Origin of the sequence: Pseudomonas gingeri (assembly GCF_013385425.1) — a bacterium.
In the GTDB taxonomy this organism is placed as follows: Bacteria; Pseudomonadota; Gammaproteobacteria; order Pseudomonadales; family Pseudomonadaceae; genus Aquipseudomonas; species Aquipseudomonas gingeri_D.
This window is the reverse complement of the sequence record NZ_JACAQA010000004.1, coordinates 325497-347325: the sequence shown is the minus strand read 5'-3', so window position 1 is coordinate 347325 and position 21829 is coordinate 325497. Positions and strand designations below refer to the sequence as shown.

The window sequence follows — 21829 nt, the reverse complement described above, 5'->3', positions numbered from 1 at the left end:
GATCCTGTGCACATCCTTGCGCAGCAGTGATGGATCCAGAATAGGGCAGCCGCTCAAACGCTCATAGAGGCGATTGCGGGCGCGGCGTGTAAGCCTTTCGCTATTGCCGTGTTTTTTTCCCACTGCAATACGCCACACAGCCCTTTCACTATCATCTCGACTTCCTGCTTGTCGATCACCAGCGGTGGCAGCAGGCGAATGGTCTTGCCCCGTGTCACGTTGATCAACAAGCCCTGGTCCCGGGCCGCGATCAGCGCCAGGTCACGTACCGGCTGGTGCAGTTCGACACCGATCATCAGGCCTTGCCCACGTATCGCCAGGACCTGCGGACAACCGCTCAGTTCGGCCCGTAGCCGTGCCAGCAAATGCTCCCCTTGCTGCCGGGCATTCTCCACCAAGCCCTGCTCCTCGATGATATCGAGCACGGTGCAGCCGGCCCGACAGGCCAGCGGGTTACCGCCAAAGGTGCTGCCGTGGCTGCCAGGAGTAAACAGCTCGGCGGCCTTGCCCCGCGCCAGGCAAGCGCCGATGGGAATGCCATTGCCCAAGCCCTTGGCCAGGGTCATCACGTCCGGGACAACGCCTTCGTGCTGGAAGGCGAACCACTGGCCGGTGCGGCCGATGCCGGTCTGGATCTCGTCGAGCATCAGCAACCAGGAGCGCCGCTTGCACAGGTCGCGGACGGCCTTCAGGTAGCCCGGCGGCGGCAGTTGCACACCGCTTTCGCCCTGGATCGGCTCCATCAGCACCGCGCAGATCCGCTGGCCGTGGCTGCGGGCAATGCTGTGCAACAGCGCCAGGTCGCCGTATGGCACCTTGATGAAGTCCCCCGGCAGGTCATGGAAGCCCAGGCGCACCGCCGGACCGTCGCTGGCGGACAAGGTGCCCAGGGTACGGCCGTGGAAGGCATTCTCCATGACCACCACCAGGGGTTTCTCGATCCCTTTGTGCCAGGCATGCAGTCGCGCCAGCTTCAGCGCCGTTTCATTGGCCTCGGCGCCGGAGTTGTTGAAGAACACCCGGTCCATGCCCGATAGCTGGACCAGGCGTTGGGCCAAGTGTTGCTGCCAGTCGATGCTGTAGAGGTTGGAGGTGTGCAGCAACAGGCCGGCCTGCTCGCAGATGGCACTCACCAGGCGCGGGTGGGAGTGACCGATATTGGTCACCGCCACGCCGGCCACGGCATCCAGGTACTCACGGCCTTCGCGATCCCACAGGCGGGTGCCCAGCCCTTTGACGAACCCCAGGTCCAGTGGTTGATAGGTGGTCATCAGGCTAGCGGCGGTCATGGCATCGAGCTCCAGGCATGGGGTGGTGCTGGCAGTATCGTTAGCCACCTGAGCTGGATAAACTGCGTTACGCTTCAATCATTTTAAAGCTGAGATTGATAATGGATCTTTTCCAGGCAATGCGGGTGTACGTGACCGTGGTGGAGAGCGGCAGCATGACCGCCGCCGCCCTGGAGTGCGGCATTTCCACCACCATGGTCGGCAATCATCTGCGCTCACTGGAGCAACGGCTCGGGGTCAGCCTGCTTAACCGTACGACTCGTCGTCAGCGCCTGACCGAGTTCGGCTCGACCTACTATCAGCGCTGTCTTGAGGTGCTGGGGCTGGTGGCGGACTCCGAGCGCCTGGCCGAACAGGCCCAGGGCGAGCCCAGCGGTATCCTGCGGATCACCGCGCCGCTGACCTTCGGCTCCGAACGCCTGGCACCGGCCCTGAGTGAGTTCGTGCTGCGGTATCCCCGGATCAAGCTGGACGTAATGCTCAGCAACCAGCGCGAAGACCTGATCGACAGCGGCTTTGATGCGGCGATCCGCCTGGGTGCACCCGACCCCTCGGCGCTGATTGCCCGGCCCCTGGAAAACTATGCGCTGACCGTCTGTGCGTCGCCGTCGTACCTGAAACGGCGCGGGACACCGATCATCCCCCAGGACCTGGAACATCACGACTGCCTGGCCTTCGCCTACCCGGCGGGCGACGACTGGCGGACGGTGGAAAAACAGTGGAGCCTGAGCGGCCCGGAGGGGGAAATCCTGGTACCGGTGAGCGGCCCGATGACCATCAACAGTTCTTCGGCGTTGTACCAGGCGGCGCTCTCTGGAATGGGCATCGTGATGCTCCCGGATGCGTTGCTGCGCGATGATCTGCGCGAAGGCCGACTGGTGCCGCTGCTGGGGACATACAAGCTGCCCAGCCGGCCGATGAACCTGCTTTACGCGCAAGACCGCTACCGACTGCCCAAGCTGCGCAGCTTCGTGGAGTTCGCGTTGGAAAAGTGGGGCAAGCCCTAGCAGGCCGAGCACACATCCTGTGGGAGCGGAGCTTGCCCGCGAAGCTTTTGGCGGTCTCAAGGGCCCCTTCGCGGGCAAGCTCCGCTCCCACAGAATCCCTGATCGGCTTTCAAACCTCACTGTGCCTGTCTGGATGCTCGTGGTTTATTTGGCGATAGCCTTGGCCGCATCTTCAATGATCGCCGCGACCTTGTCCGGATGGGACACCATCACCACATGGGACGCGCCCTTGATATCCACCGTCTCCCTGGAGCCCGCGCGATCAGCCATGAACTTCAGGGCCGCTTCGGGAATGTTCTTGTCCGCCGAACCGTAGATAAACCAGGACGGCAGGGTTTTCCAGGCCGGATCACCCGAGCCTTCCTTCAACGCGGCCTCGGCGACCGGGCGCTGGGTCGCGGCCATCAGCGCGGCATCCTTGGGGGCGACATCGGCGGCGAACTGCGCGGCGAATTTATCCTGCTGGATAAACAGGTCCACCGTGCCATCTTTCAACGGCACCGGCGGCGCCAGGGTCGGGCCCAGGGTGCTGCCCGGAAAACGGCCGGAGAGTTCGATCGCGGTCTCGCCTTTTTCCGGGGCGAAGGCGGCAACGTAGACCAGTGCCTTGACGTTGGAACGGCCATGGACCGCGTTGGAAATCACCGAGCCACCGTAGGAATGCCCAACCAGGATCACCGGACCAGGTGTATGTTCGACGATGTCGGCCACATAGTCCGAATCGCTTTTCACGCTGAGCAGCGGGTTGGCGACGGCGATCACCGGATACCCCTTGGCCTGCAGGCGGGCAATCACCCCATTCCAGCTGGAAGACTCGGCAAAGGCGCCGTGCACCAGCACCACCGTGGCTTTCTGGCCCGGCTGCGCGGCAGCGGCGGCCGAACCCGCCCAGCCCATCGACAAGGCTCCAGCCGCGATGGCGACGGCGGCGAACAGTTTGGAGACGGCAGAAAAACGGAACATTTGCATTGGTATTCCCTCTCGCATGAAATGGCTGACCCACCGGAAGCGGCGGCGTCCAGGTCGCTGAACGTGGGGCCATGATGGGCAAAACAGCTTTACGAATGGCGCCTTCCTGTCGATGATATGCACCAGATCGTCTAATTCCAGCGTTAACGAGAGGGAAAGAATGGATCGCCTGTCGACCTTGCTCACGCACTTCGGCATCGCCGCCGACACCTTCCACAGTGGCCTCCTGCGAGGCAATGCCGAGGTCGATGGCCTGGAACCCACCGGGCACGTGCACCTGCTGAAAAGTGGCCGGGTCAACCTCGAGAGCGGCGGCAAGCTGCTGCGCATCGAAGAACCGAGCCTGATCCTGATCCCCCGTCCCCTGCCCCATCGCCTGGTTGCCAGCAAGGCCGACGCCGCCGAACTGGTCTGCGCGGCGCTGCGTTTCGATGGCGGTATCGACAATCCGCTGTCCGTGGCCTTGTCCGACACCATCGTGATGCCGCTCGCCGCGGTGCCCATGCTCGAGGGCAATCTCGAGTGGCTGTTCGCTGAGGCCTTCGCCGAACACTGTGGCCGCGAAGCGGTGATGAACCGCCTGTTCGAACTGATGGTGATCCAGTTCCTGCGGCACATGATGGCCTACCACAGCATGACCACCGGGATGATGTCGGGTCTGGCGGACCTGCGCCTGGCCCGGGCCATGACCATGATGCACAACCATCCCGAGCGGCCCTGGACCGTGGCCGACCTGGCGCAGGAGTCGAATATGTCCCGGGCCAGTTTCGCCGCGCATTTTCACAAAGTGGTTGGCCAGACTCCGGCAGACTATGTGCTCAGCTGGCGTGTCAGCCTGGCCCAGAAGCGCTTGCGCGAGGGCCGGCCGATTGCCCTGATCGCCGATGAGGTCGGTTATGAAAGCCCATCGGCCCTGGCCCGGGCCTTTCGCCGCAAGATCGGTGAAAGTCCGCGGGAGTGGTTGGCGCGACAGTCAGCCTGAATCAGAACAGGCACAAGCTCGGCTATTGTTGAACCGGGCACCCCAGGGCACTTTCGCCTGGCCAATCGATCAGACCCAAGAACACCGTCGCCTGCCTGCTGCCTCGTGCATCGGCAACAGCGCCCATGGACCGATACAAGGATCAGTACACCGTTATGTTCGAACACATCGACTTCAACTACCTGCTCGCCACCTACGGCTATTGGGCCATCTTCATCGGCTGCCTGCTGGAAGGGGAAACCATCCTGATCCTCGGCGGGGTGGCGGCGCACCAGCAGGTCCTGCACCTGCCGCTGGTGATCTTCTGGGCCAGCCTCGGCGGGATGCTCGGCGACCAGGCGCTGTTCTGGACCGGACGTTATTTCGGTGCCCGCCTGCTACCCCGCCTGCATCGCCAGCAGGCCGCCATAGAACGGGTGACGGGACTCATTCAACGCCACCCGCTGACCTCGATCTTTGCCGTGCGCTTCCTCTATGGCATGCGCCTGGTGGGTCCGCTGGTAATCGGTGCCAGCCGGCTATCGCCGCTGCGCTTCAGCCTGATGAACCTGCTCGGAGCCGTGGTCTGGGCCATGCTCTTTGCCACGGCCGGTTATTGGGCCGGCGGCTTCCTCGAAAGCTTGCTGGGCAATCTCAAACCCTATCGCCTGCGCATCGTGATCGGCGTAGTGGTCATCGTTGCCGGGATCGCCCTGATCCGCCATCTGCGGGCCAGGGCGCGGGAACGTCAGAAAGCCTGAGCCAGGCTCAGACCCGGAAGCGCCCGACCAGTCCCTGCAACGAGGTCGCCAGCCGCGACAACTCATGGCTGGCGGCGCTGGTCTGGTCGGCCCCGGTCGCCGAGCGGATCGACAGGTCGCGGATGTTCACCAGGTTACGGTCGACTTCCCGGGCCACCTGGGCCTGTTCTTCCGCCGCGCTGGCGATCACCAGGTTGCGCTCGTGGATTTCATGCACCGAGGCGGTGATGGTCACCAGCGCTTCGCCGGCCCGTTCGGCCAGGGCCAGGGTGCTGGCGGCACGGGCGGTGCTGGTGTGCATCGACTCCAGGGCCAGGGTCGAGCCGCTGCGCATGCCGGACACCATCTGTTCGATCTCCTGGGTCGACTGCTGGGTGCGATGGGCCAGGGCACGCACCTCATCGGCCACCACCGCAAAGCCGCGCCCGCTCTCACCGGCACGGGCCGCCTCGATGGCGGCATTCAGTGCCAGCAGATTGGTCTGCTCGGCAATGGCGCGAATCACTTCCAGCACCTTGCCGATGCCCTGGGACTGATCGGCCAGCGAACGTACCAGCTCCCCGGTGCGCTCGACGTCCCCGGACAGCGCACTGATGGCGCCGAGAGTTTCACTCACCCGCTCCTGGCCGAGCCGCGCCGATTCGCTGGATTTGCGGGTGGCGTCCGAGGTGGACACGGCATTGCGCGCCACCTCCTCCACCGCCGTGGTCATTTCGTTGACCGCCGTGGCCGCCTGTTCAATTTCATGGTTCTGCTGTTGCAGGCCCTCGGTGCTGCCCCGGGTGACCGTATTCAGTTCGTCCGCCGCGGTGGTCAGCGAGGTCGCCGAACCGCTGATGCCTTGCAAAGTGTCACGCAAGGTTTGCTGCATGGTGGCCAGGGCTTCGAGCAGGTGACTGACTTCATCGTCACCGTGGCTTTCGATACGCTGGGTCAGGTCGCCCCGCGCCACATTCTGCGCCGCGCTCAGGGCCTGTCCCAGGGGTTTGACGATACTGCGCGTGAGCAACGTCGCCAGGCCCACGGTGGCCAGGGCCGCCAGGACAACAAACAGGATCACGATCATCCGCGAGTTGCTGTAGTGCTCCTCGGACTTCTGGCTCTCGGCCGCCACCTGTTTGGTAAAGAGGTCGGCCAGGTCGGTCAGTTGCTTGCCGGAACCGTCCACCACGGTCTTCATGTCCACCAGCAGCAGCTTGATCAGTTCGTCGCGCCGGCCCTGCTCGGCCAGGGTGAAGGATTGGGCGATACCGGCACGGTACGCGGCGAAGGTTGTCTTGAACTGGTCATACAACACCCGGGCCTCGGGGCTGGTGACCAGTTTGTCGTAGGCGACGATCCGCTCGCTCAATTCCTTGTCGCGCACGTCCATCTGGCCGCGGTACACCGCGATGTTCTTCGGGTCCTGGTCGAGGGCCATGCGCAGGGAGATGGTGCGGATGCGCAACATGATCTCGCGGATCTCGTCACCGCCACGAATACTCGGCAGCCATTGGGTTTCAACCGCTACCTCGCCTTCGCGGATGTTCGACATCTGGCCCAGGGCGAACACCCCCAGCAAAGCCACCAGCACCGCGATCAAGGCAAAACCCAGCGCCGCGCGAGGCGCGATATTCAGTTGACGAAGAAACATGACGACCGCCTTTTTTGTTATGGCTTCGGGTCAGCGACCCCTGCCCTTAGCTTCAGAGTTGGCAGGCTATCGGCACGTCGTACGACAACTTGAAATAATTGCCGAACCCTTTCACTCGTGCACTGGCTTGTCTCAGGGAGCTTTCTGTCCGGGGCCGGGGACGATATTGACCTTGTAGATAATGCGCGTGTGGTAGCCCGCCTGCAGGATTTTCGTGGCGCGCTGATTGATGGCGTCGGCCTTGGCCTCATCGGCCGAGACACTGTGCAGTTGCGTGCGCTGGGTGCGGGCTTGCCAGCTGGATACGCCCTGGTCCGGCGCGCAGGGCTGCGCGGCGAAACTGACCTTACCGTCCTGGCTGACACACTTGTAGGCATCGGCGCTGAAGGCCGAGCAGGAGGCGCCAAGGAGGAGAACGAAGACCAGGCATCTGCCCATGGATGTGCATCCCTGTACGCGTTGGCTGTCCACAGATAAAAGAAAACCCGCCGAAGCGGGTTTTCTTCAAAGCATTCCGACATCCCGTCGGCGGCCTCCATGGCCTGGTTCGATCATCCCTGATCCTGCACACATCCTTGCGTAGCAGCGATGGGTGTAGATTAACCCCGGCCATGAACGGTCAACAGAGGAGATCAGTGCCACGGCATGTAAGCCTTTCGCCATACATGGATCCAATTTTCACCGCCACGAGCAGCATCGCTCATGGCGCCAGGACAGGCATGCTTGCGCGGTCATGGCTGGCATCAGTCGTTTCATCGAGCAGCACATCGGCCTCCACAACCCCCAGTTGCAGGAGGATTGCCTCCCACTTCGAATGATCCTCGGCGGCAAACCCGTGGAGGGCCTTGGGCAGAATCCGCGCAAAGAACAAGTGTTTCTCGGTATCCAGCCCCAGGTACATCACCTTGGCCACTTCAGCAAGCATCTGGCTCCGGGTGTGCTCGCCACGGCCGGGCGACGCCGCCCCGCGACGATTGCGCGGCTGAGGCCCCGGGTCATCGACGAGCAGCTCCAGATGAGTATTCACGCGGATGTGGGCCACGAGCGCAAAGGTGATCGTGGCCAGATCGCGTTGCCAGCCATGGTGGAGCTCGGCGCAGAGCCCCTGCAGGCGCAGATAGGTCGCGGACAGCGGTAGCTCCAGGTCTTTCCAATCCTCGCTGGCCAGGCAACGGCAGACAGTATCCAGCGCAGCGTCGACGTTTTCGACCGCGAGGGAAGGCGCCCAGGCGTTACCCGCCACGAGGTCATCCCCGGGCTGGACCTTCTCCACCAGAAAGATCAGCGAGGCCTGATACAGCGTCCGGCACAGCTCGCGCAGTTTCTGGATATCGCCTGCACGCTTGCCCGCGTAGCCGGCCACCATCACACAGGGTTGCGCGTTCATATCAGACTCCCGGCGGGCTCAGTCATGCAGCGGTACCTCGAATGTTCGATTGGGCAGTTTCAACACGTAGGGAGAACCTCTTCAATCAGCACGGCATGCAGGGGAACAATGGCCTCTTGATACTAGCGAGCGGATGTCTTCTTGATCAGGGCAAGTTCGACTAGAATCCTCCGGACTTTATTGCTCGAGCGACCAGTAAAATGCAGGTTCAGAGAGCCGTGATCGCCGCCATCGAGTTCCTTCCAGGCGAGCCACTGGTACAACAGATCGTCGACCGCGTCTCGGCTGCCATCAACCAGGGCTCCCTGCAGCACGGGGCCAAGTTGCCGCCGATTCGCGAACTCTCGGATCTCATGGGGGTCGGCAAGTCGACGGTGGTCGAATCACTGGACCGGCTGCGGGCCAAGGGCCTGATCACTTCGCGCCAGGGCTCGGGGCACTACGTCTCACGGCTCAGCGCGGCGGTGCAGGCCGGAGTCGGCCGTGAGCTGCTGCCGCAGGACACCCTGAGCGTGGTGCGCCGGGGCCTGCTGCTGGACAACGGAGCCCTGCGCCCCGGCTGCGGTTTCCTGCCCTCCTCCTGGTTGCCTCGCGAGGAATTGCTCAAGGCCGCTCGCGGCACCCTGCGGGCCACCACCCTGCGCATGGGTGAAGTCGGCGTGCCCGCCGGTTACCCGCCGCTACGCCAGGCCCTGCGGGTGAAGCTGTCGACCCTGGATATCGACGTCCCGGTGGAACAGATCATCACCACGGCCAACACCCTCCAGGCCATCGACATGCTTATGCGCCTGTTGATCAAGCCCGGCGACACGGTGCTGCTGGACGACCCATGCTACTTCAACCTGCGGGCGAACCTGGTGCTGCACGGCGCGCGGATCGTCAGCATTCCCCGCGGCCGTGACGGCCTGGACTTCAACCAGCTCGAACAGCTGCTCGACAGTCATCGCCCGATGCTCTACCTGACCAACAGTACGCTGCACAATCCCACCGGCCATTCCTTTTCCCCGGCCCAGGTCTATCGGTTGCTGGAGCTCAGCCATCGCTACGGCTTCCATATCATCGAAGACGACCTGTATGGTGATATCCAGCAGAAACAGACCCCTCGCCTCGCGGCGGCCGGCGGCCTGGACAACATCAGCTATGTCTCGGGGTTCACCAAGATACTCAGTGCCAACTGCCGGCTCAGCTACCTGGCGCTGCGGCCGGAGCTGGCCGCGCGGATGATCGACCTGAAGATGTCGAGCGGCTGCGTGACCTCGGAGCTGGTGGAACAGATCATCTATCGAATGCTCAGCGACGGCAGCTACACCCGGCACGCCCGACGCCTGATCGATCGCTTGTATGCGGCCAACAACCGCGTAGCCCGCTGGCTGGGCGAAGCCGGCTGTTCGGTGGCGTCATGCCCGGGCGAAGGGCTGTTCATCTGGGCCCGCCTGCCGGCCGGAATCGAGGCCGAGACCCTGGCCCGCAAAGGCCTGGAAAACGACATCGTGCTGGCCCCCGGGACCTTGCTCAGCGCCGGCCCCGAAGCCTCGAGCTTTCTGCGCTTCAACGTCGCCCACAGCGACGACGAACGGGTCCGCGAGCGCTTCCTGCGTTTGCTCCAGGCCTGAGCAAAAAAAAGCCCCGCGCTTCTTGCGAAGGCGGGGCTTTTTCAATAGCCGGTGGACTCAGCGGGCGTAAGTCAGCAGCAACTCACTGGGCACCTTGAAATCCAGCGACATCATCACGCTCAGGGCAGTGATGGTGAAGATCGAGAACACAAACAGCTTGCGTGCCCAGACCGTGTCATCCACCGCCTTGTAGCCGGTCCAGGCCATGTACAACCAGTACATGCCCATGGCCGCGGCCACGGCGAGGTAGCTCATGCCGGCATAACCGCTGAAGGTCAGCATCAACGTCGCGCCGAGGAAGGCCAGGATGTAGAGCAGGATGTGCTTCTTGGCCACCAGGATCCCGCGCTTCACCGGCAACACCGGAATCGATGCGGCCAGGTAATCGTTGAAGCGGAAGATCGCGATCGCGTAGGAATGCGGCATCTGCCACAAACTGAACATCACCAGCAGCGTCAGGGCCGCCATGTCGAAGCTGTTGCTCACCGCCACGTAGCCGATCACCGGAGGCATCGCCCCCGACAGACTGCCGATCAGCGTGCCGTGAACCGACTTGCGCTTGAAGTACAGGCTGTAGAAGCCGACGTAGATGACAAAGCCGATCACCGCGAACAGCGCCGCCAACGGGTTGGCGACGCGGTACAGCAGGGCCACGCCGGCGATCCCGAGAACGGTGGCGTAAATCAGGGCCAGTTTCAGGGAGATAAGCCCCTGGACCAGCACCCGGTTCTTGGTGCGCTCCATCTTCAGGTCGATGTCACGGTCGATGCAGTTGTTGAACACACAACCGGACGCCACCACCAGCGAAGTACCGATCATGGCCGCCAGGAAGATGGCCAGATCGACATGCCCTTTCGAGGCCAGGAAGAAACCACCCGCCACAGAAAGCACGTTACCGAAAATGATCCCCGGTTTGGTGATTTGGATAAAGTGCTTGAGCGACATCGGGTTTACCTCACTTCGCCATCATGACGGTGTGGATGCTGAACATGATCCACAGCGACAGACCCACCAGCAGGACGATCACCAGTGCCGCGAAGATAAACGCCACCACATTGTTACGCTGTGCCGCGGAACGGTCCAGGTGCAGGAAGTACACCAGGTGCACCAGCACCTGGATCACTGCGAAGACCAGAACGATCCACAGGGTCGCCGCTTTCGGCAGCGACGGGTACATCACCAGGCCGAACGGGATGATAGTCAGGATGATCGACAGGACAAAGCCGACCATGTAGGACTTCACGCTGCCGTGGTTGGCATCACTGGAATGCTGTGCATTAGCCATTTACAGAGTCCCCATCAGGTAAACAACGGTGAATACGCAGATCCACACGACGTCCAGGAAGTGCCAGAACAAGCTCAGGCAGCTCAGGCGGGTGATGTTGCTTGGCGTCAGGCCGTTTTTCCAGACCTGGTACATCATCACGCCCATCCAGATCAGACCGCTGCTGACGTGGAGACCGTGAGTCCCGACCAGGGTGAAGAACCCGGACAGGAAGCCGCTGCGGTTAGGGCCGAAACCTTCTTCGATCAGCTTGTGGAATTCATTGATTTCCATGCCGATGAAGCCCAGGCCGAACAGGAAGGTGATTGCCAACCAGAACAGAACCTGACTTTTCTTGCCCTTGAACACCGCCAGCATGGCGAAGCCGTAGGTGATCGAACTGAGCAACAGGCAGGCGGTTTCGCCCAGCACGTACGGCAGTTCGAAGATGTCGTGGCCCGACGGGCCACCGGCGACGTTGTTAACCAGCACCGCGTACGCTGCGAAGATCGACGCAAACAGGATGCAGTCGGTCATCAGGTAGAGCCAGAAACCGAAGACGGTCATCTCGCTCGTATCGTGGTGGTGGTCATCGTGCCCATGGTCATGACCATGGGCGTGTCCAGCATTGGTCACTAAGTTCGACATGGTTTAAGCCTGTTCCAGCGAAGATTCAACACGGGTGGCAGGAGTCACTTTCGCCGCCGCCAGCACCTTGTGCTGCTCAGCTTCGATACGCTCGATGACGTCCACTGGCACCATGTAACCCTGATCATCACGCGAGATATGGATGATGAAGTAGATCACCGTACCGGCCAGGCCAGCGATCGCCATCCACCAGATATGCCAGATCATCGCGAAACCGAACACGGTCAGCAGAGCACCCATGACCAGGCCGGTCGCGGTGTTGTTCGGCATATGGATCGGCTGGTAGCGCTTGGGCACCGAGTACGCGGTACCGTTTTCCTTGGCTTCGGTGAACGGGTCAACCCCATCGGCTTTCGGCAGTTCGGCGAAGTTGTAGAACGGCGGTGGCGAAGAAGTCGACCATTCCAGGGTGTGGCCGTTCCATGGGTCGCCGGTCACGTCCATGTTCTGCTTGCGATCACGCACACTTACGTAGATCTGGATCAATTGCGAAGCGATACCGAAGGCGATCAGAATGGCACCGAACAACGCCACGTACAGGTAAGGCACCCACTCAGGGTTGGTGCTGGCGTTCAGACGACGGGTCATGCCCATGAAGCCCAGTGCGTAGAGCGGCATGAACGCGACGAAGAAGCCGGAGATCCAGAACCAGAACGCCGCCTTGCCCCAACCTTCGTGCAGCTTGAAGCCGAACGCTTTCGGGAACCAGAAGCTGAAGCCGGCGATGTAACCGAATACCGCGCCGCCGATGATCACGTTGTGGAAGTGCGCGATCACGAACAGGCTGTTGTGCAGGACGAAGTCAGCACCCGGGATGGCCAGCAGTACGCCGGTCATGCCGCCGATGGCGAAGGTCACCATGAAGCCCAGGGTCCAGAGAACCTGGCTGGTCATGCGCAGACGGCCACGGTAGATGGTGAACAGCCAGTTGAATAGCTTCACCCCCGTCGGGATCGAAATCAGCATCGTCGCCAGGCCGAAGAAGGCGTTGACGTTGGCACCCGAACCCATGGTGAAGAAGTGGTGCAGCCAAACCATGAAGCCCAGCACCGAGATCGCGCCACTGGCGTAGATCATCGAATGGTGGCCGAACAGTCGCTTGCCGGAGAAGGTCGAGATGACTTCGGAGAAGACCCCGAACGCCGGCAGGATCAGGATGTACACCTCGGGGTGACCCCAGGCCCAGAACAGGTTGACGTACATCATCGGATTTCCACCCAGTTCATTGGTGAAAATGTGGAAATCCATGTAGCGGTCAAGCGTCAGCAAAGCCAGTGTAGCGGTGAGGATCGGGAACGAAGCAACGATCAGCACGTTGGCCCAGGTGCAGGTCCAGGTGAAGATCGGCATGTCCATCAGCTTCATGCCAGGGGTACGCATTTTCAGCACGGTGGCCAGGAAGTTCACCCCGGTCAGCGTTGTACCCAGCCCTGATAGCTGTAGCGCCCAGATGTAGTAATCCACCCCCACGCCCGGACTGTATTGCAGGCCCGACAGCGGCGGATAGGCAACCCAACCGGTCTTGGCGAATTCGCCGACACCCAGGGAAACGTTGATCAGCACCACGCCGGAAACCAGCAGCCAGAAGCTCAGGGAGTTCAGGAACGGGTAGGCCACGTCACGCGCACCGATCTGCAACGGCACGACGATGTTCATCAGGCCGGTGAAGAAAGGCATCGCCATGAAGATGATCATGATCACACCGTGGGCGGTGAAGATCTGGTCATAGTGGTGAGGCGGCAGGTAGCCAGGAGAACCCTCGGTGGCCATGGCCAACTGGGTCCGCATCATGATGGCGTCGGAGAAACCGCGCAGCAGCATGACCATGGCGACGACGATGTACATGACACCGATTTTCTTGTGGTCGACCGAAGTCAGCCACTCGGTCCACAGGTAGGTCCACTTCTTGAAGTAGGTGATCGCCGCGAACAAAGCCAGACCGCCAAGCGCGATCATGGCAATGGTCACCATGACAATCGGCTCGTGGAACGGGACCGCTTCCCAACTTAATTTACCAAACATCGTTTACTCCTCTGCCCCGGCAGCTGAATGCGAACTCATGTCCATTCCTTCCGATGCGGCCACTTCTTTCTTCTCGTGCTCGATCGGCTTGCCTGCTTTCATCCCTTCGTACTTGTCGACGATGTTCTGGAACAGGTTCGGCGTCACGGTCGAATAAAGCGCGACCGGATTGTCCTGGCTTGGCTTGGCAAGGTCCGCGTATTCAGCTTGTTCAAGCTGTTTAGGTGCCTTCTTGACCTCAGCTACCCAGGCATCGAAATCCGCCTGGCTGGTTGCGGTCGCTTTGAATTTCATACCGGTGAAGCCGGCGCCGCTGTAGTTGGCGGAAATCCCTTCGTACTCATGATTCTCGTTGGAGATCAGGTGCAGCTTGGTCTGCATACCGGCCATGGCGTAGATCTGACCGCCCAGGCCCGGGATGAAGAACGAGTTCATCACGCTGTCGGAAGTGATCTTGAAGTTCACCGGGGTCTTGGCCGGGAAGACCAGCTTGTTGACGGTGGCGATGCCTTGTTCCGGGTAGATGAACAGCCATTTCCAGTCCAGGGCGACCACTTCGACGGTGATCGGCTTGACGTCGGATTCCAGCGGACGATACGGGTCCAGGGCGTGGGTCGACTTGTAGGTGACGATGCCCAGGAACAGGATGATGATGGCAGGTACGGCCCAGACCACGATTTCGATCTTGGTGGAGTGGCTCCATTTCGGCGCGTAGGTGGCGTCCTTGTTCGACGCGCGGTATTTCCAGGCGAAGGCAAAGGTCATCAGGATGACCGGCACCACGACCAACAGCATCAGCAGCGTAGCGGTGATGATCAGGTTACGTTCGTCCAGGGCGACCTGACCCTTCGGGTCGAGCAAGGTCATGTTGCACCCTCCCAGCAACAACGTGCCGAGCAGCGGCAATAAGCCTAAGAATCTGGGATACCTTGTTTTACTCATCTCACGACCTCTAAAGCAGCTTGCGCAATGCAGTTGGGTTTCGATAGCCAACACTTCACCCTGCCAAGGGTTGGCAATTTTTTCCGATTGAATAAGGGCCTGTCCGTCGTACCAATCATTGATCGGCACCTCTGGAACGGGCGTGAGTTCTTATTCGATTTCGTGGGTCATAGGCCTTGTTACAGACCAATTCCATTTGGTGCGGATACTTGGAAAGGTCGCCAGCACCAGGGGTCGCATAGCGCCCTTGAGCCCTTCGACCGCCCTATTGCGCTCAGGCAGAGCGGCGCCGGACATTCAGTGCGGCGATTGTAGTGAGGTAGCGTTTTATAAACCACGTCTCATCCTGAAATATTTTTTATCAATTCACGCAACAATCATTAACCGTTTTTGCAACGATCCTGAATCGTATCGCGTTCCATTCTCAACAAAAAGCCATGAACCGCTCTTTTGTCCAACAACTGATCCGCAGTGAATTCGCCCTGGCAAGAGCCGTGAAAGAGGCTCTGGCCCAAGCATGACGGGGTATTGGAAGGATCTTCGGGGGGTATCGGGAGGCTCCCCATATAGACGTGAAACACAGAGCGTGCCAGGGAACTTTTTCGAGGATGGCTGTCAATCAGAAGATGACATCGAGGTCAGAAACGGCCAGTGCGACAGCTGCGACGTGACAATATGTCGCAGTTTTTTCGCGCGTTTTATTGCTGGTTATCAGGGCTTTTTACCAGGGCCGACAGACATAAAAAACGCCCCGATCTTACATGAAAGATCGGGGCGTTTTCCAAGGATTATCGGCAAACCTCAGCCGCATCGACTGACCACCGACATCAGCGGTTTTTCTGGCGATTGCGGTAGATACCCACCGGCACCAGCAACGCCGTCAGCACGAAAGCCACCAGCGCCCATTGCGCCAGGGACAGCCCCAGCAGCGGCGGGTATGGCGTTTCGCAGAAACCCTCGACCTGGAAGCCCAACGGGAAGATCGACGCCAGGGGCAGGCCGTCGACAATCGGTTGCAGCACGTCGATGCCGCAACTGACCGCCGGATTGGCCTGGATATAGACGTGGCGGCCCGCCGCAATGATGCCGCCGACGGCACTCAACCACACCAGCACTTCCAGCACCGTGAGGCTGCGCCGGGTGCGCATGCCCGCGCCGATAAAGGCGAACAGCGCAATGAACAGCAAGGCGTAGCGTTGCAGGATACACAACGGGCACGGCATTTCGCCCAGTACCACCTGCATGTACAACGCACCGCCGATCAAGGCGAGGCAGATCACCCCCAGCAGGACCAGGAAGCGCTTTTCCCGTCCCAGCCGCATCATTTCGTCAGTCATCCCGTTTCCCTTTGACTCGTTGTTGGATCGGCCGAAGGACCGCGCAGCGAGCTGCGGCATCAAACCGAGGTTGTATCCCATAGGCCCGCAGGTCGCAATCCGCTCGTTTCAACCCGGTGAACATGTGTTGCCCGGAAGTCTACACGCTGACCATGACCTTTGAGCGTATTGAACACGCGAGGTCGGTGTCTGGGGGAGTATGGGTAAACCACCACAAGATCGCCGACAATGATCGGCGAATTAACGACAAGCCGATTAAACCGGGATTAACGCGCCCAGGGATTTTGTTCATGCGCCCGATCCGGGCGGCCGACCGCCGTGGCCACAGGCTTGGCCACGGCGATACCACGAATTACTCCAGGGCCGCGGCCGGCCCGAAGAACTCATAACGGCTCTGCTGTTCCGGCACCCCCAGGGCTTTGAGGTGACGCTTGATTGCGCCCATAAAACCCTTGGGCCCGAGGAAATAGGCATCCAGGTCACGCTCCTGAGGCAACCATTCGCCCAACTGTTCCTGGCTCAGCAGACCGACCTTGTCCGCGGCGGGGCTCACACCATCATCCTCGGCGTAACAATAGAAGCGCTTGAGCTGTGGATGACGCTCGGCCAGGGCATCGACCCAGTCGCGGAAAGCATGCACCTGGCCGTTGCGCGCGCAGTGGATAAAATGCACCGGCCGCTCGCCCGCCAACGCCGCCTCGAGCATCGGCAAGGTCGGCGTGATCCCGACCCCGCCACTGATCAACACCAGCGGCTTGTCGCTGGCCGCCAAAGTGAACTCGCCCGCCGGCGGGAACAGTTCCAGGCTGGCGCCGACGGCCAGTTGGTCATGCAGGTAGTTCGAGACTTTGCCACCGGCCTCGCGCTTGACGCTGATCCGATACTGACCGGCCTTCGCCAGCGCCGAGAGCGAGTAGTTGCGGCGCATCTCTTCGCCGTCGATAACCAGCTTCATGCCGATGTACTGTCCCGGGGTGAACGCCAGGACCGGCCGGCCATCCTCCGGCTCGAAATAGAACGAAGTGATTTCCTGGCTTTCCTCGACCTTGGCCACCACCTTGAACAGCCGGGCGCCGCGCCAGCCGCCGGGCGCCAGGGCTTTCTCGTCGTAAATGGCCGTTTCGGCCCCGATCAGGATATCGGCCAACTGCTTATAGGCCGCCCCCCAGGCACTCATGACTTCAGGCGTGGCGATCTCCTCGCCGAGCACTTCGTGAATGGCCCGCAACAGGCAAGTGCCGACAATCGGGTAATGCTCCGGGAGGATCTGCAGCGCAACATGCTTGTTGATGATCTTGGCCACCAGGTCGCCCAACTGATCGAGCTGGTCGATATGCCGGGCATACATCAATACGCCGTTGGCCAACGCCCGGGGCTGGTCGCCACTGGACTGGTGGGCCTGGTTGAACAGTGGGCGCACCTGCGGGTACTCGGACAGCATCATCCGATAGAAGTGAGTGATCAGCGCCTCGCCGCCGCTTTCCAGCAGCGGGACAGTCGATTTGACGATGGCACGGTCTTGAACGCTCAGCATGGGTCAACTCCTGGGTGAGGTTTTATCTGAATCAACCTTTACTCATCACACTTCATGCCAAGATTAAAAATGATACAAATCAACAAGTTAAAATTGTATTAGTCATAGTGACTACAGGCAACTTATAGTCATTCCGACACCATAGGAGTCAATATGACTGCAAAACTCCTGCTGACGGCCCTACTGCCGCTGGTATCGGATCTCTCACGGGAACTGCCCGAAAGTGAACGCTATCGACGCCTGCTCGAAGCCATGCGCGCCCTGCTGCCCTGTGACGCCGCCGCGCTGCTGCGCCTGGACGGCGAGTGGCTGGTGCCGCTGGCTGTCGATGGCCTGAGCCCGGACACCCTCGGACGGCGCTTCAAGATCAGCGAACACCCACGTTTCCAGATCCTGCTCGGCAGCCACGGGCCGACCCGTTTCGACAGCGACACCGATCTGCCGGACCCTTACGACGGCCTGGTGGAGGGTTTGACCGAGCACCTGGAGGTCCATGACTGCCTGGGCTGCCCGCTGTTTATCGACGAACAACCCTGGGGCCTGCTGACCCTCGACGCCCTGGACCCGGAGCGCTTCGAACGGATCGAGCTCGATGCCCTGCAGGCCTTCGCCAGCCTGGCGGCGGCCACGGTGAATGCCGCCGAACGGATCGCGCGTCTGGCCTTGCGCGCCGAGGACGAACACCAGCGCGCCGAGCTCTATCGCCAGGCCAGCGGTCCACAGAATCGCGAGATGATCGGCCAGGGCAAAGCCCACAAACGCCTGGTGGAAGAGATCAACCTGGTGGGCGGCAGCGACCTGACGGTGCTGATCACCGGTGAAACCGGGGTCGGCAAGGAACTGGTGGCCCAGGCGATCCATGCCGCGTCCCCCCGTGCGGAAAAACCCATCATCAGCCTCAACTGCGCCGCCCTGCCGGATACCCTGGTGGAGAGCGAGCTGTTCGGCCATGTACGCGGCGCCTTCACCGGAGCCGTGAACGATAGACGCGGCAAATTCGAACTGGCCAATGGCGGCACACTGTTTCTCGATGAGGTCGGCGAGTTGTCGCTGAGCGTCCAGGCCAAATTGCTGCGGGTACTGCAAAGCGGCCAGCTACAGCGCCTGGGTTCGGACCGCGAGCATCAGGTGGATGTACGGTTGATCGCCGCCACCAATCGCGACCTGGCTGAAGAAGTGCGCAGCGGGCGCTATCGAGCCGACTTCTACCACCGCCTGAGCGTCTATCCGCTGCAAGTGCCGGCCCTGCGCGAGCGCGGTCGCGATGTATTGCTATTGAGTGGTTTTTTCCTGGAACAGAACCGCTCGCGCCTGGGCCTGGGCAGCTTGCGCCTGAGTGCGGATGCGCAGGCGGCGCTGCTGGCGTACAACTGGCCGGGCAACGTCCGCGAGCTGGAACACCTGATCGGACGCAGCGCCCTGAAAGCCTTGGGCAATTGCCGGGAGCGGCCAAGAATCCTAAGCCTGAGCGCCACCGATCTGGATTTGCCGACGACTGCCCCCCAGGCCCCACAGGAGCAAACCCTTGCCCCGCCGGAGCTCGAAAGCGGCGTTGATCTGCGCCAGGCCACGGAAAACTACCAGCGACAACTGATCGGCGCCTGCCTGGAGCGACACCAGCACAATTGGGCCAGCGCCGCCCGCGAACTGGGGCTGGACCGGGCCAACCTCGGGCGGATGGCCAAACGCCTCGGCTTGAAGTAAACACTTAACAGCGAGTTGTGTATTACACCTAAAGCCGGCCCCCATCGGGTCGATAACCCATCATCGATAGCCGTTCAGGGTTAATCTGTCCTGGACCACCTTTTTCCACAGAAGGTTTTTATGTCTTCCAACAAAGCCCGCGCAGACTCGCTATCCCTTCTGCTCTTCACTTTGCGCAGCGGCAAGCTGATGGCAATCAACCTGCTGAAAGTCAGTGAAATCATTCCCTGCCCGCCACTGACCAAGCTGCCGGAGTCCCATCCCCACGTCAAAGGCATCGCCACCCTGCGCGGCGCCTCGCTGTCGGTGATCGACCTGAGCCGCGCCATCGGCGAACGCCCCCTGGTGGACCCGGACGGCGGCTGCCTGATCGTCACCGATGTCAGCCGCTCCAAACAGGGCCTGCACGTCCAGGCCGTGAGCAAGATCGTTCATTGCCTGACCACCGATATCCGTCCGCCGCCCTACGGTTCCGGCGGGCCCAAGGCCTTTATCACCGGGGTGACCCAGGTCGACGGCACGCTGGTCCAGGTGCTGGATATCGAAAAGGTCATCCACGGTATCTCGCCGACGCAAATCGAAGTCACGCCCAGCGAACTGACCATGGAAGAAGCGGAAATCCTCGGCCATGCACGGATCCTGGTGGTCGACGACAGTCAGGTGGCCTTGCAGCAATCGGTGCTCACCTTGCGCACCCTCGGCCTGACCTGCCACACGGCCCGCAGTGCCAAGGACGCCATCGGTTGCCTGCTGGACCTGCAAGGCACCGCCGAACAGATCAACGTAGTGGTTTCGGACATCGAAATGTCAGAGATGGACGGCTACGCCTTCACCCGTACAGTGCGCGAAACCCCGGACTTCCAGGATCTCTACATCCTCCTGCACACCTCGCTGGACAGTGCCATGAACAGCGAGAAAGCACGACTGGCCGGGGCCAATGCGGTGCTGACCAAGTTTTCCTCGCCGGAACTGACCCGCTGCCTGATCCAGGCGGCCCGGACCGTCGCGGAACAAGGTATCTGAGATGTCCGACCGCCACTGCCAGTTGCTGCGCAAGGACCTCGACGACCTGCTGGACATTCCCCAATGGCCGGCCGGCATCCGTATCGGCGTATTGCGCGCACAGCTGATGGAGCCGGTGCATGCCTTGCTCAAGCACGGTTACCAGGATGGCGGCGGCCAGGTCGAAGACTTCGCCCAATGGAGCCAGCACTTCACCAGCGATGCCGAGTTCGATCCCGCGCTGTGCCTGGTCGCCCTCGACGAACAGGGCGTGGCCGGTGTCGCGCTGTGCTGGACCAGCGCCTATATCAAGGACCTGGTGGTGCACCCCCGTCGCCGCGCCGAAGGCCTGGGCCTGGCCTTGCTGCGCCAGGCGTTCAAGGTGTTCGCCGCCCGCGGCGAAGCCTTCGTCGACCTCAAGGTCATGGAAAACAACCTCGGCGCCCGGCGCCTGTACGAGCGGGTCGGCATGCGCTTTATCGAACGCTATGAAGTCAGCCCGGCTCAGGCATAATCCCCCTTTTGCCCGCCGCCCTTGAAGGAGACCTGTCATGAAAACCTTCACTCTGCTCTTCATCAGCCTCGTCACCCTGGCCAGCCAGGCCCAGGCCGCCAGCCCCGACGCCTGGGCGAATGTTCACAAAACCGTGGTTGCCAGTTGCACCAAGGCCAGCAAGCTGAAAAACGTCAAACCCGTGGGCAACCCCGCGCAATTCGACGACAGGGTCGGTTACACCGCTCTGTTGCTGCACGGCCGCTATCCGCAGGCGCACATGAAGAACCAGCCGGGTACCGAGTTGTGCCTGTACAACAAGAAGAGCAAGACCGCCGTCGTCACCGAATGGGACTCGGTCATGCCCGCCCGCAGCAACTGAGTGGCTGGCGCATAACTTGCTTTGACCGAAGCCCATACGGTGAAACAAAACGGAATTACGTCACCGTCCCAGTCCTTGCCCTTCGGTCGGTTCACTTATGAGCACCCACTTTTCCTGCGTCGGTTGCGGCAAATGCTGCACCGATCACCATGTCCCCCTGACACTGGTCGAGGCCCGGCAATGGGCGGCGGACGGCGGCCAGGTGATCGTCCTGGTCGAGGCCTTCCTGGCCGATGGCCTCGGCCAGCCGGAACAGCAACGCGATCACGTGCTGCGCCGCTCCTGGGGCGTACCCAGCGGTCACGCCGAAGCCCGCGTCGCCATCACCTTTGCCGCCTACAACGTGGGGCCCTGCCGGAATCTTGACGAAGACCTGCTCTGCCGGATCTATCAACGGCGGCCACTGGTGTGCCGGATCTACCCGATGGAAATCAACCCGCATATCCCGCTGCGTCCCGAGGCCAAGGACTGTCCACCGGAGGCCTGGCAGGACACGCAGCCGTTGCTGATCGTCGGCGGGCAGTTGCAGGACCCGGAACTGGTGCGGCTGATCGAAACCTCGCGTCAGGCCGATCGTGACGATATCCAGGCCAAGGAAGTGATTTGCGCACGGCTGGGGATTCGCACCACGGCACTCAAGGGCGACGGTTTCACCGCCTACCTGCCGCTGATGCCGGCGTTCGCGGAGGCGATTGACCAGGTGCAACAGCTGACGCATTGGCCGGCGGCGAGCGAGTGGAGCTTCCATGTCTCCGGACCGGCCATCGCCGAGCAGTTGCAGGCAGAAGGGGCCCGGGTAGTGAGCGAAGCGGCGACCACCTACGCCTTTATCCCCTTGCAGGCGGCCTGACCTCGGATAAAGATCCGCCTGGAGAAACACG

General features: G+C 61.5%; 21 protein-coding genes. 9 read left to right on the top strand and 12 right to left on the bottom strand.

The window, feature by feature from the left end; translation table 11 throughout:
- Positions 1 to 53: 53 nt before the first annotated feature.
- Positions 54 to 1289 carry an acetylornithine transaminase gene (locus HX830_RS07165; RefSeq protein ID WP_152741148.1) on the bottom strand — a complete coding sequence of 412 codons (1236 nt, stop codon included), beginning with the start codon at positions 1287 to 1289 and terminating at the stop codon, positions 54 to 56.
- Between the two features lie 101 nt (positions 1290 to 1390).
- Between HX830_RS07165 and HX830_RS07160 the strand changes: the two genes are divergently transcribed.
- Positions 1391 to 2296 carry a LysR family transcriptional regulator gene (locus HX830_RS07160; RefSeq protein ID WP_152741149.1) on the top strand — a complete coding sequence of 302 codons (906 nt, stop codon included), beginning with the start codon at positions 1391 to 1393 and terminating at the stop codon, positions 2294 to 2296.
- 144 nt (positions 2297 to 2440) lie between these two features.
- On the opposite strand, the gene HX830_RS07155 is transcribed toward HX830_RS07160, so the two are convergent.
- The gene (locus HX830_RS07155; protein ID WP_103494565.1) at positions 2441 to 3265 is read right to left on the bottom strand and encodes an alpha/beta fold hydrolase; all 825 of its coding nucleotides are present in this window, start codon (positions 3263 to 3265) and stop codon (positions 2441 to 2443) included.
- Between the two features lie 160 nt (positions 3266 to 3425).
- Between HX830_RS07155 and HX830_RS07150 the strand changes: the two genes are divergently transcribed.
- The gene (locus tag HX830_RS07150) at positions 3426 to 4247 is read left to right on the top strand and encodes an AraC family transcriptional regulator (RefSeq protein WP_177099504.1); all 822 of its coding nucleotides are present in this window, start codon (positions 3426 to 3428) and stop codon (positions 4245 to 4247) included.
- Between the two features lie 155 nt (positions 4248 to 4402).
- Positions 4403 to 4987 (top strand): DedA family protein, encoded by a 585-nt coding sequence (locus tag HX830_RS07145; protein WP_177099503.1) that lies wholly within the window; start codon positions 4403 to 4405, stop codon positions 4985 to 4987.
- 7 nt (positions 4988 to 4994) lie between these two features.
- On the opposite strand, the gene HX830_RS07140 is transcribed toward HX830_RS07145, so the two are convergent.
- The 3 genes from HX830_RS07140 to HX830_RS07130 form a co-directional block, all read right to left on the bottom strand.
- Positions 4995 to 6620, bottom strand: coding sequence for a methyl-accepting chemotaxis protein (locus HX830_RS07140; RefSeq protein WP_103494562.1), 1626 nt, complete (start codon positions 6618 to 6620; stop codon positions 4995 to 4997).
- A gap of 132 nt (positions 6621 to 6752) precedes the next feature.
- A complete protein-coding gene (locus HX830_RS07135) occupies positions 6753 to 7058 on the bottom strand; it encodes a DUF4124 domain-containing protein (protein ID WP_103494561.1) in 306 nt (101 codons plus the stop codon).
- Positions 7059 to 7320: 262 nt separating this feature from the next.
- Positions 7321 to 8007: a hypothetical protein gene (locus HX830_RS07130; protein ID WP_177099501.1), complete on the bottom strand. Its 687-nt coding sequence runs from the start codon at positions 8005 to 8007 to the stop codon at positions 7321 to 7323.
- 200 nt (positions 8008 to 8207) lie between these two features.
- On the opposite strand from HX830_RS07130, the gene HX830_RS07125 reads away from it, so the two are divergent.
- Positions 8208 to 9620 (top strand): aminotransferase-like domain-containing protein, encoded by a 1413-nt coding sequence (locus HX830_RS07125; RefSeq protein WP_177099499.1) that lies wholly within the window; start codon positions 8208 to 8210, stop codon positions 9618 to 9620.
- A 57-nt stretch (positions 9621 to 9677) separates the two neighbouring features.
- Here HX830_RS07125 and cyoE read toward each other — a convergent pair whose 3' ends face one another.
- The 7 genes from cyoE to hmpA all read right to left on the bottom strand — a co-directional run bounded on the left by cyoE (position 9678) and on the right by hmpA (position 17367).
- Entirely contained in the window at positions 9678 to 10565 is an 888-nt protein-coding gene (gene cyoE / locus HX830_RS07120) for a heme o synthase (RefSeq protein WP_103494558.1), read from the bottom strand.
- 10 nt (positions 10566 to 10575) lie between these two features.
- On the bottom strand, positions 10576 to 10905 hold the full coding sequence (gene cyoD, locus HX830_RS07115) for a cytochrome o ubiquinol oxidase subunit IV (RefSeq protein WP_100941333.1): 330 nt from the start codon (positions 10903 to 10905) through the stop codon (positions 10576 to 10578).
- Positions 10906 to 11532 carry a cytochrome o ubiquinol oxidase subunit III gene (gene cyoC, locus HX830_RS07110; RefSeq protein ID WP_100941332.1) on the bottom strand — a complete coding sequence of 209 codons (627 nt, stop codon included), beginning with the start codon at positions 11530 to 11532 and terminating at the stop codon, positions 10906 to 10908.
- Between the two features lie 3 nt (positions 11533 to 11535).
- A complete protein-coding gene (gene cyoB, locus HX830_RS07105) occupies positions 11536 to 13554 on the bottom strand; it encodes a cytochrome o ubiquinol oxidase subunit I (RefSeq protein WP_152741154.1) in 2019 nt (672 codons plus the stop codon).
- Positions 13555 to 13557: 3 nt separating this feature from the next.
- The gene (gene cyoA, locus HX830_RS07100) at positions 13558 to 14496 is read right to left on the bottom strand and encodes a ubiquinol oxidase subunit II (RefSeq protein WP_103494556.1); all 939 of its coding nucleotides are present in this window, start codon (positions 14494 to 14496) and stop codon (positions 13558 to 13560) included.
- Positions 14497 to 15323: 827 nt separating this feature from the next.
- Complete coding sequence (locus HX830_RS07095) at positions 15324 to 15833, bottom strand: disulfide bond formation protein B (protein ID WP_103494555.1); 510 nt, start codon at positions 15831 to 15833, stop codon at positions 15324 to 15326.
- Between the two features lie 352 nt (positions 15834 to 16185).
- Complete coding sequence (gene hmpA, locus HX830_RS07090; protein ID WP_177099497.1) at positions 16186 to 17367, bottom strand: NO-inducible flavohemoprotein; 1182 nt, start codon at positions 17365 to 17367, stop codon at positions 16186 to 16188.
- A gap of 153 nt (positions 17368 to 17520) precedes the next feature.
- Between hmpA and norR the strand changes: the two genes are divergently transcribed.
- From norR to HX830_RS07065, 5 genes are all read left to right on the top strand, one after another.
- On the top strand, positions 17521 to 19071 hold the full coding sequence (gene norR, locus HX830_RS07085) for a nitric oxide reductase transcriptional regulator NorR (protein WP_177099495.1): 1551 nt from the start codon (positions 17521 to 17523) through the stop codon (positions 19069 to 19071).
- A 120-nt stretch (positions 19072 to 19191) separates the two neighbouring features.
- Positions 19192 to 20094, top strand: coding sequence for a chemotaxis protein CheV (locus tag HX830_RS07080; RefSeq protein WP_103494552.1), 903 nt, complete (start codon positions 19192 to 19194; stop codon positions 20092 to 20094).
- Between the two features lies 1 nt (position 20095).
- Positions 20096 to 20587 (top strand): GNAT family N-acetyltransferase, encoded by a 492-nt coding sequence (locus HX830_RS07075; protein ID WP_152741157.1) that lies wholly within the window; start codon positions 20096 to 20098, stop codon positions 20585 to 20587.
- Positions 20588 to 20624: 37 nt separating this feature from the next.
- The gene (locus tag HX830_RS07070) at positions 20625 to 20948 is read left to right on the top strand and encodes a hypothetical protein (protein ID WP_152741158.1); all 324 of its coding nucleotides are present in this window, start codon (positions 20625 to 20627) and stop codon (positions 20946 to 20948) included.
- Between the two features lie 97 nt (positions 20949 to 21045).
- A complete protein-coding gene (locus tag HX830_RS07065) occupies positions 21046 to 21798 on the top strand; it encodes a YkgJ family cysteine cluster protein (protein WP_152741159.1) in 753 nt (250 codons plus the stop codon).
- The last annotated feature ends 31 nt before the right edge of the window (positions 21799 to 21829 follow it).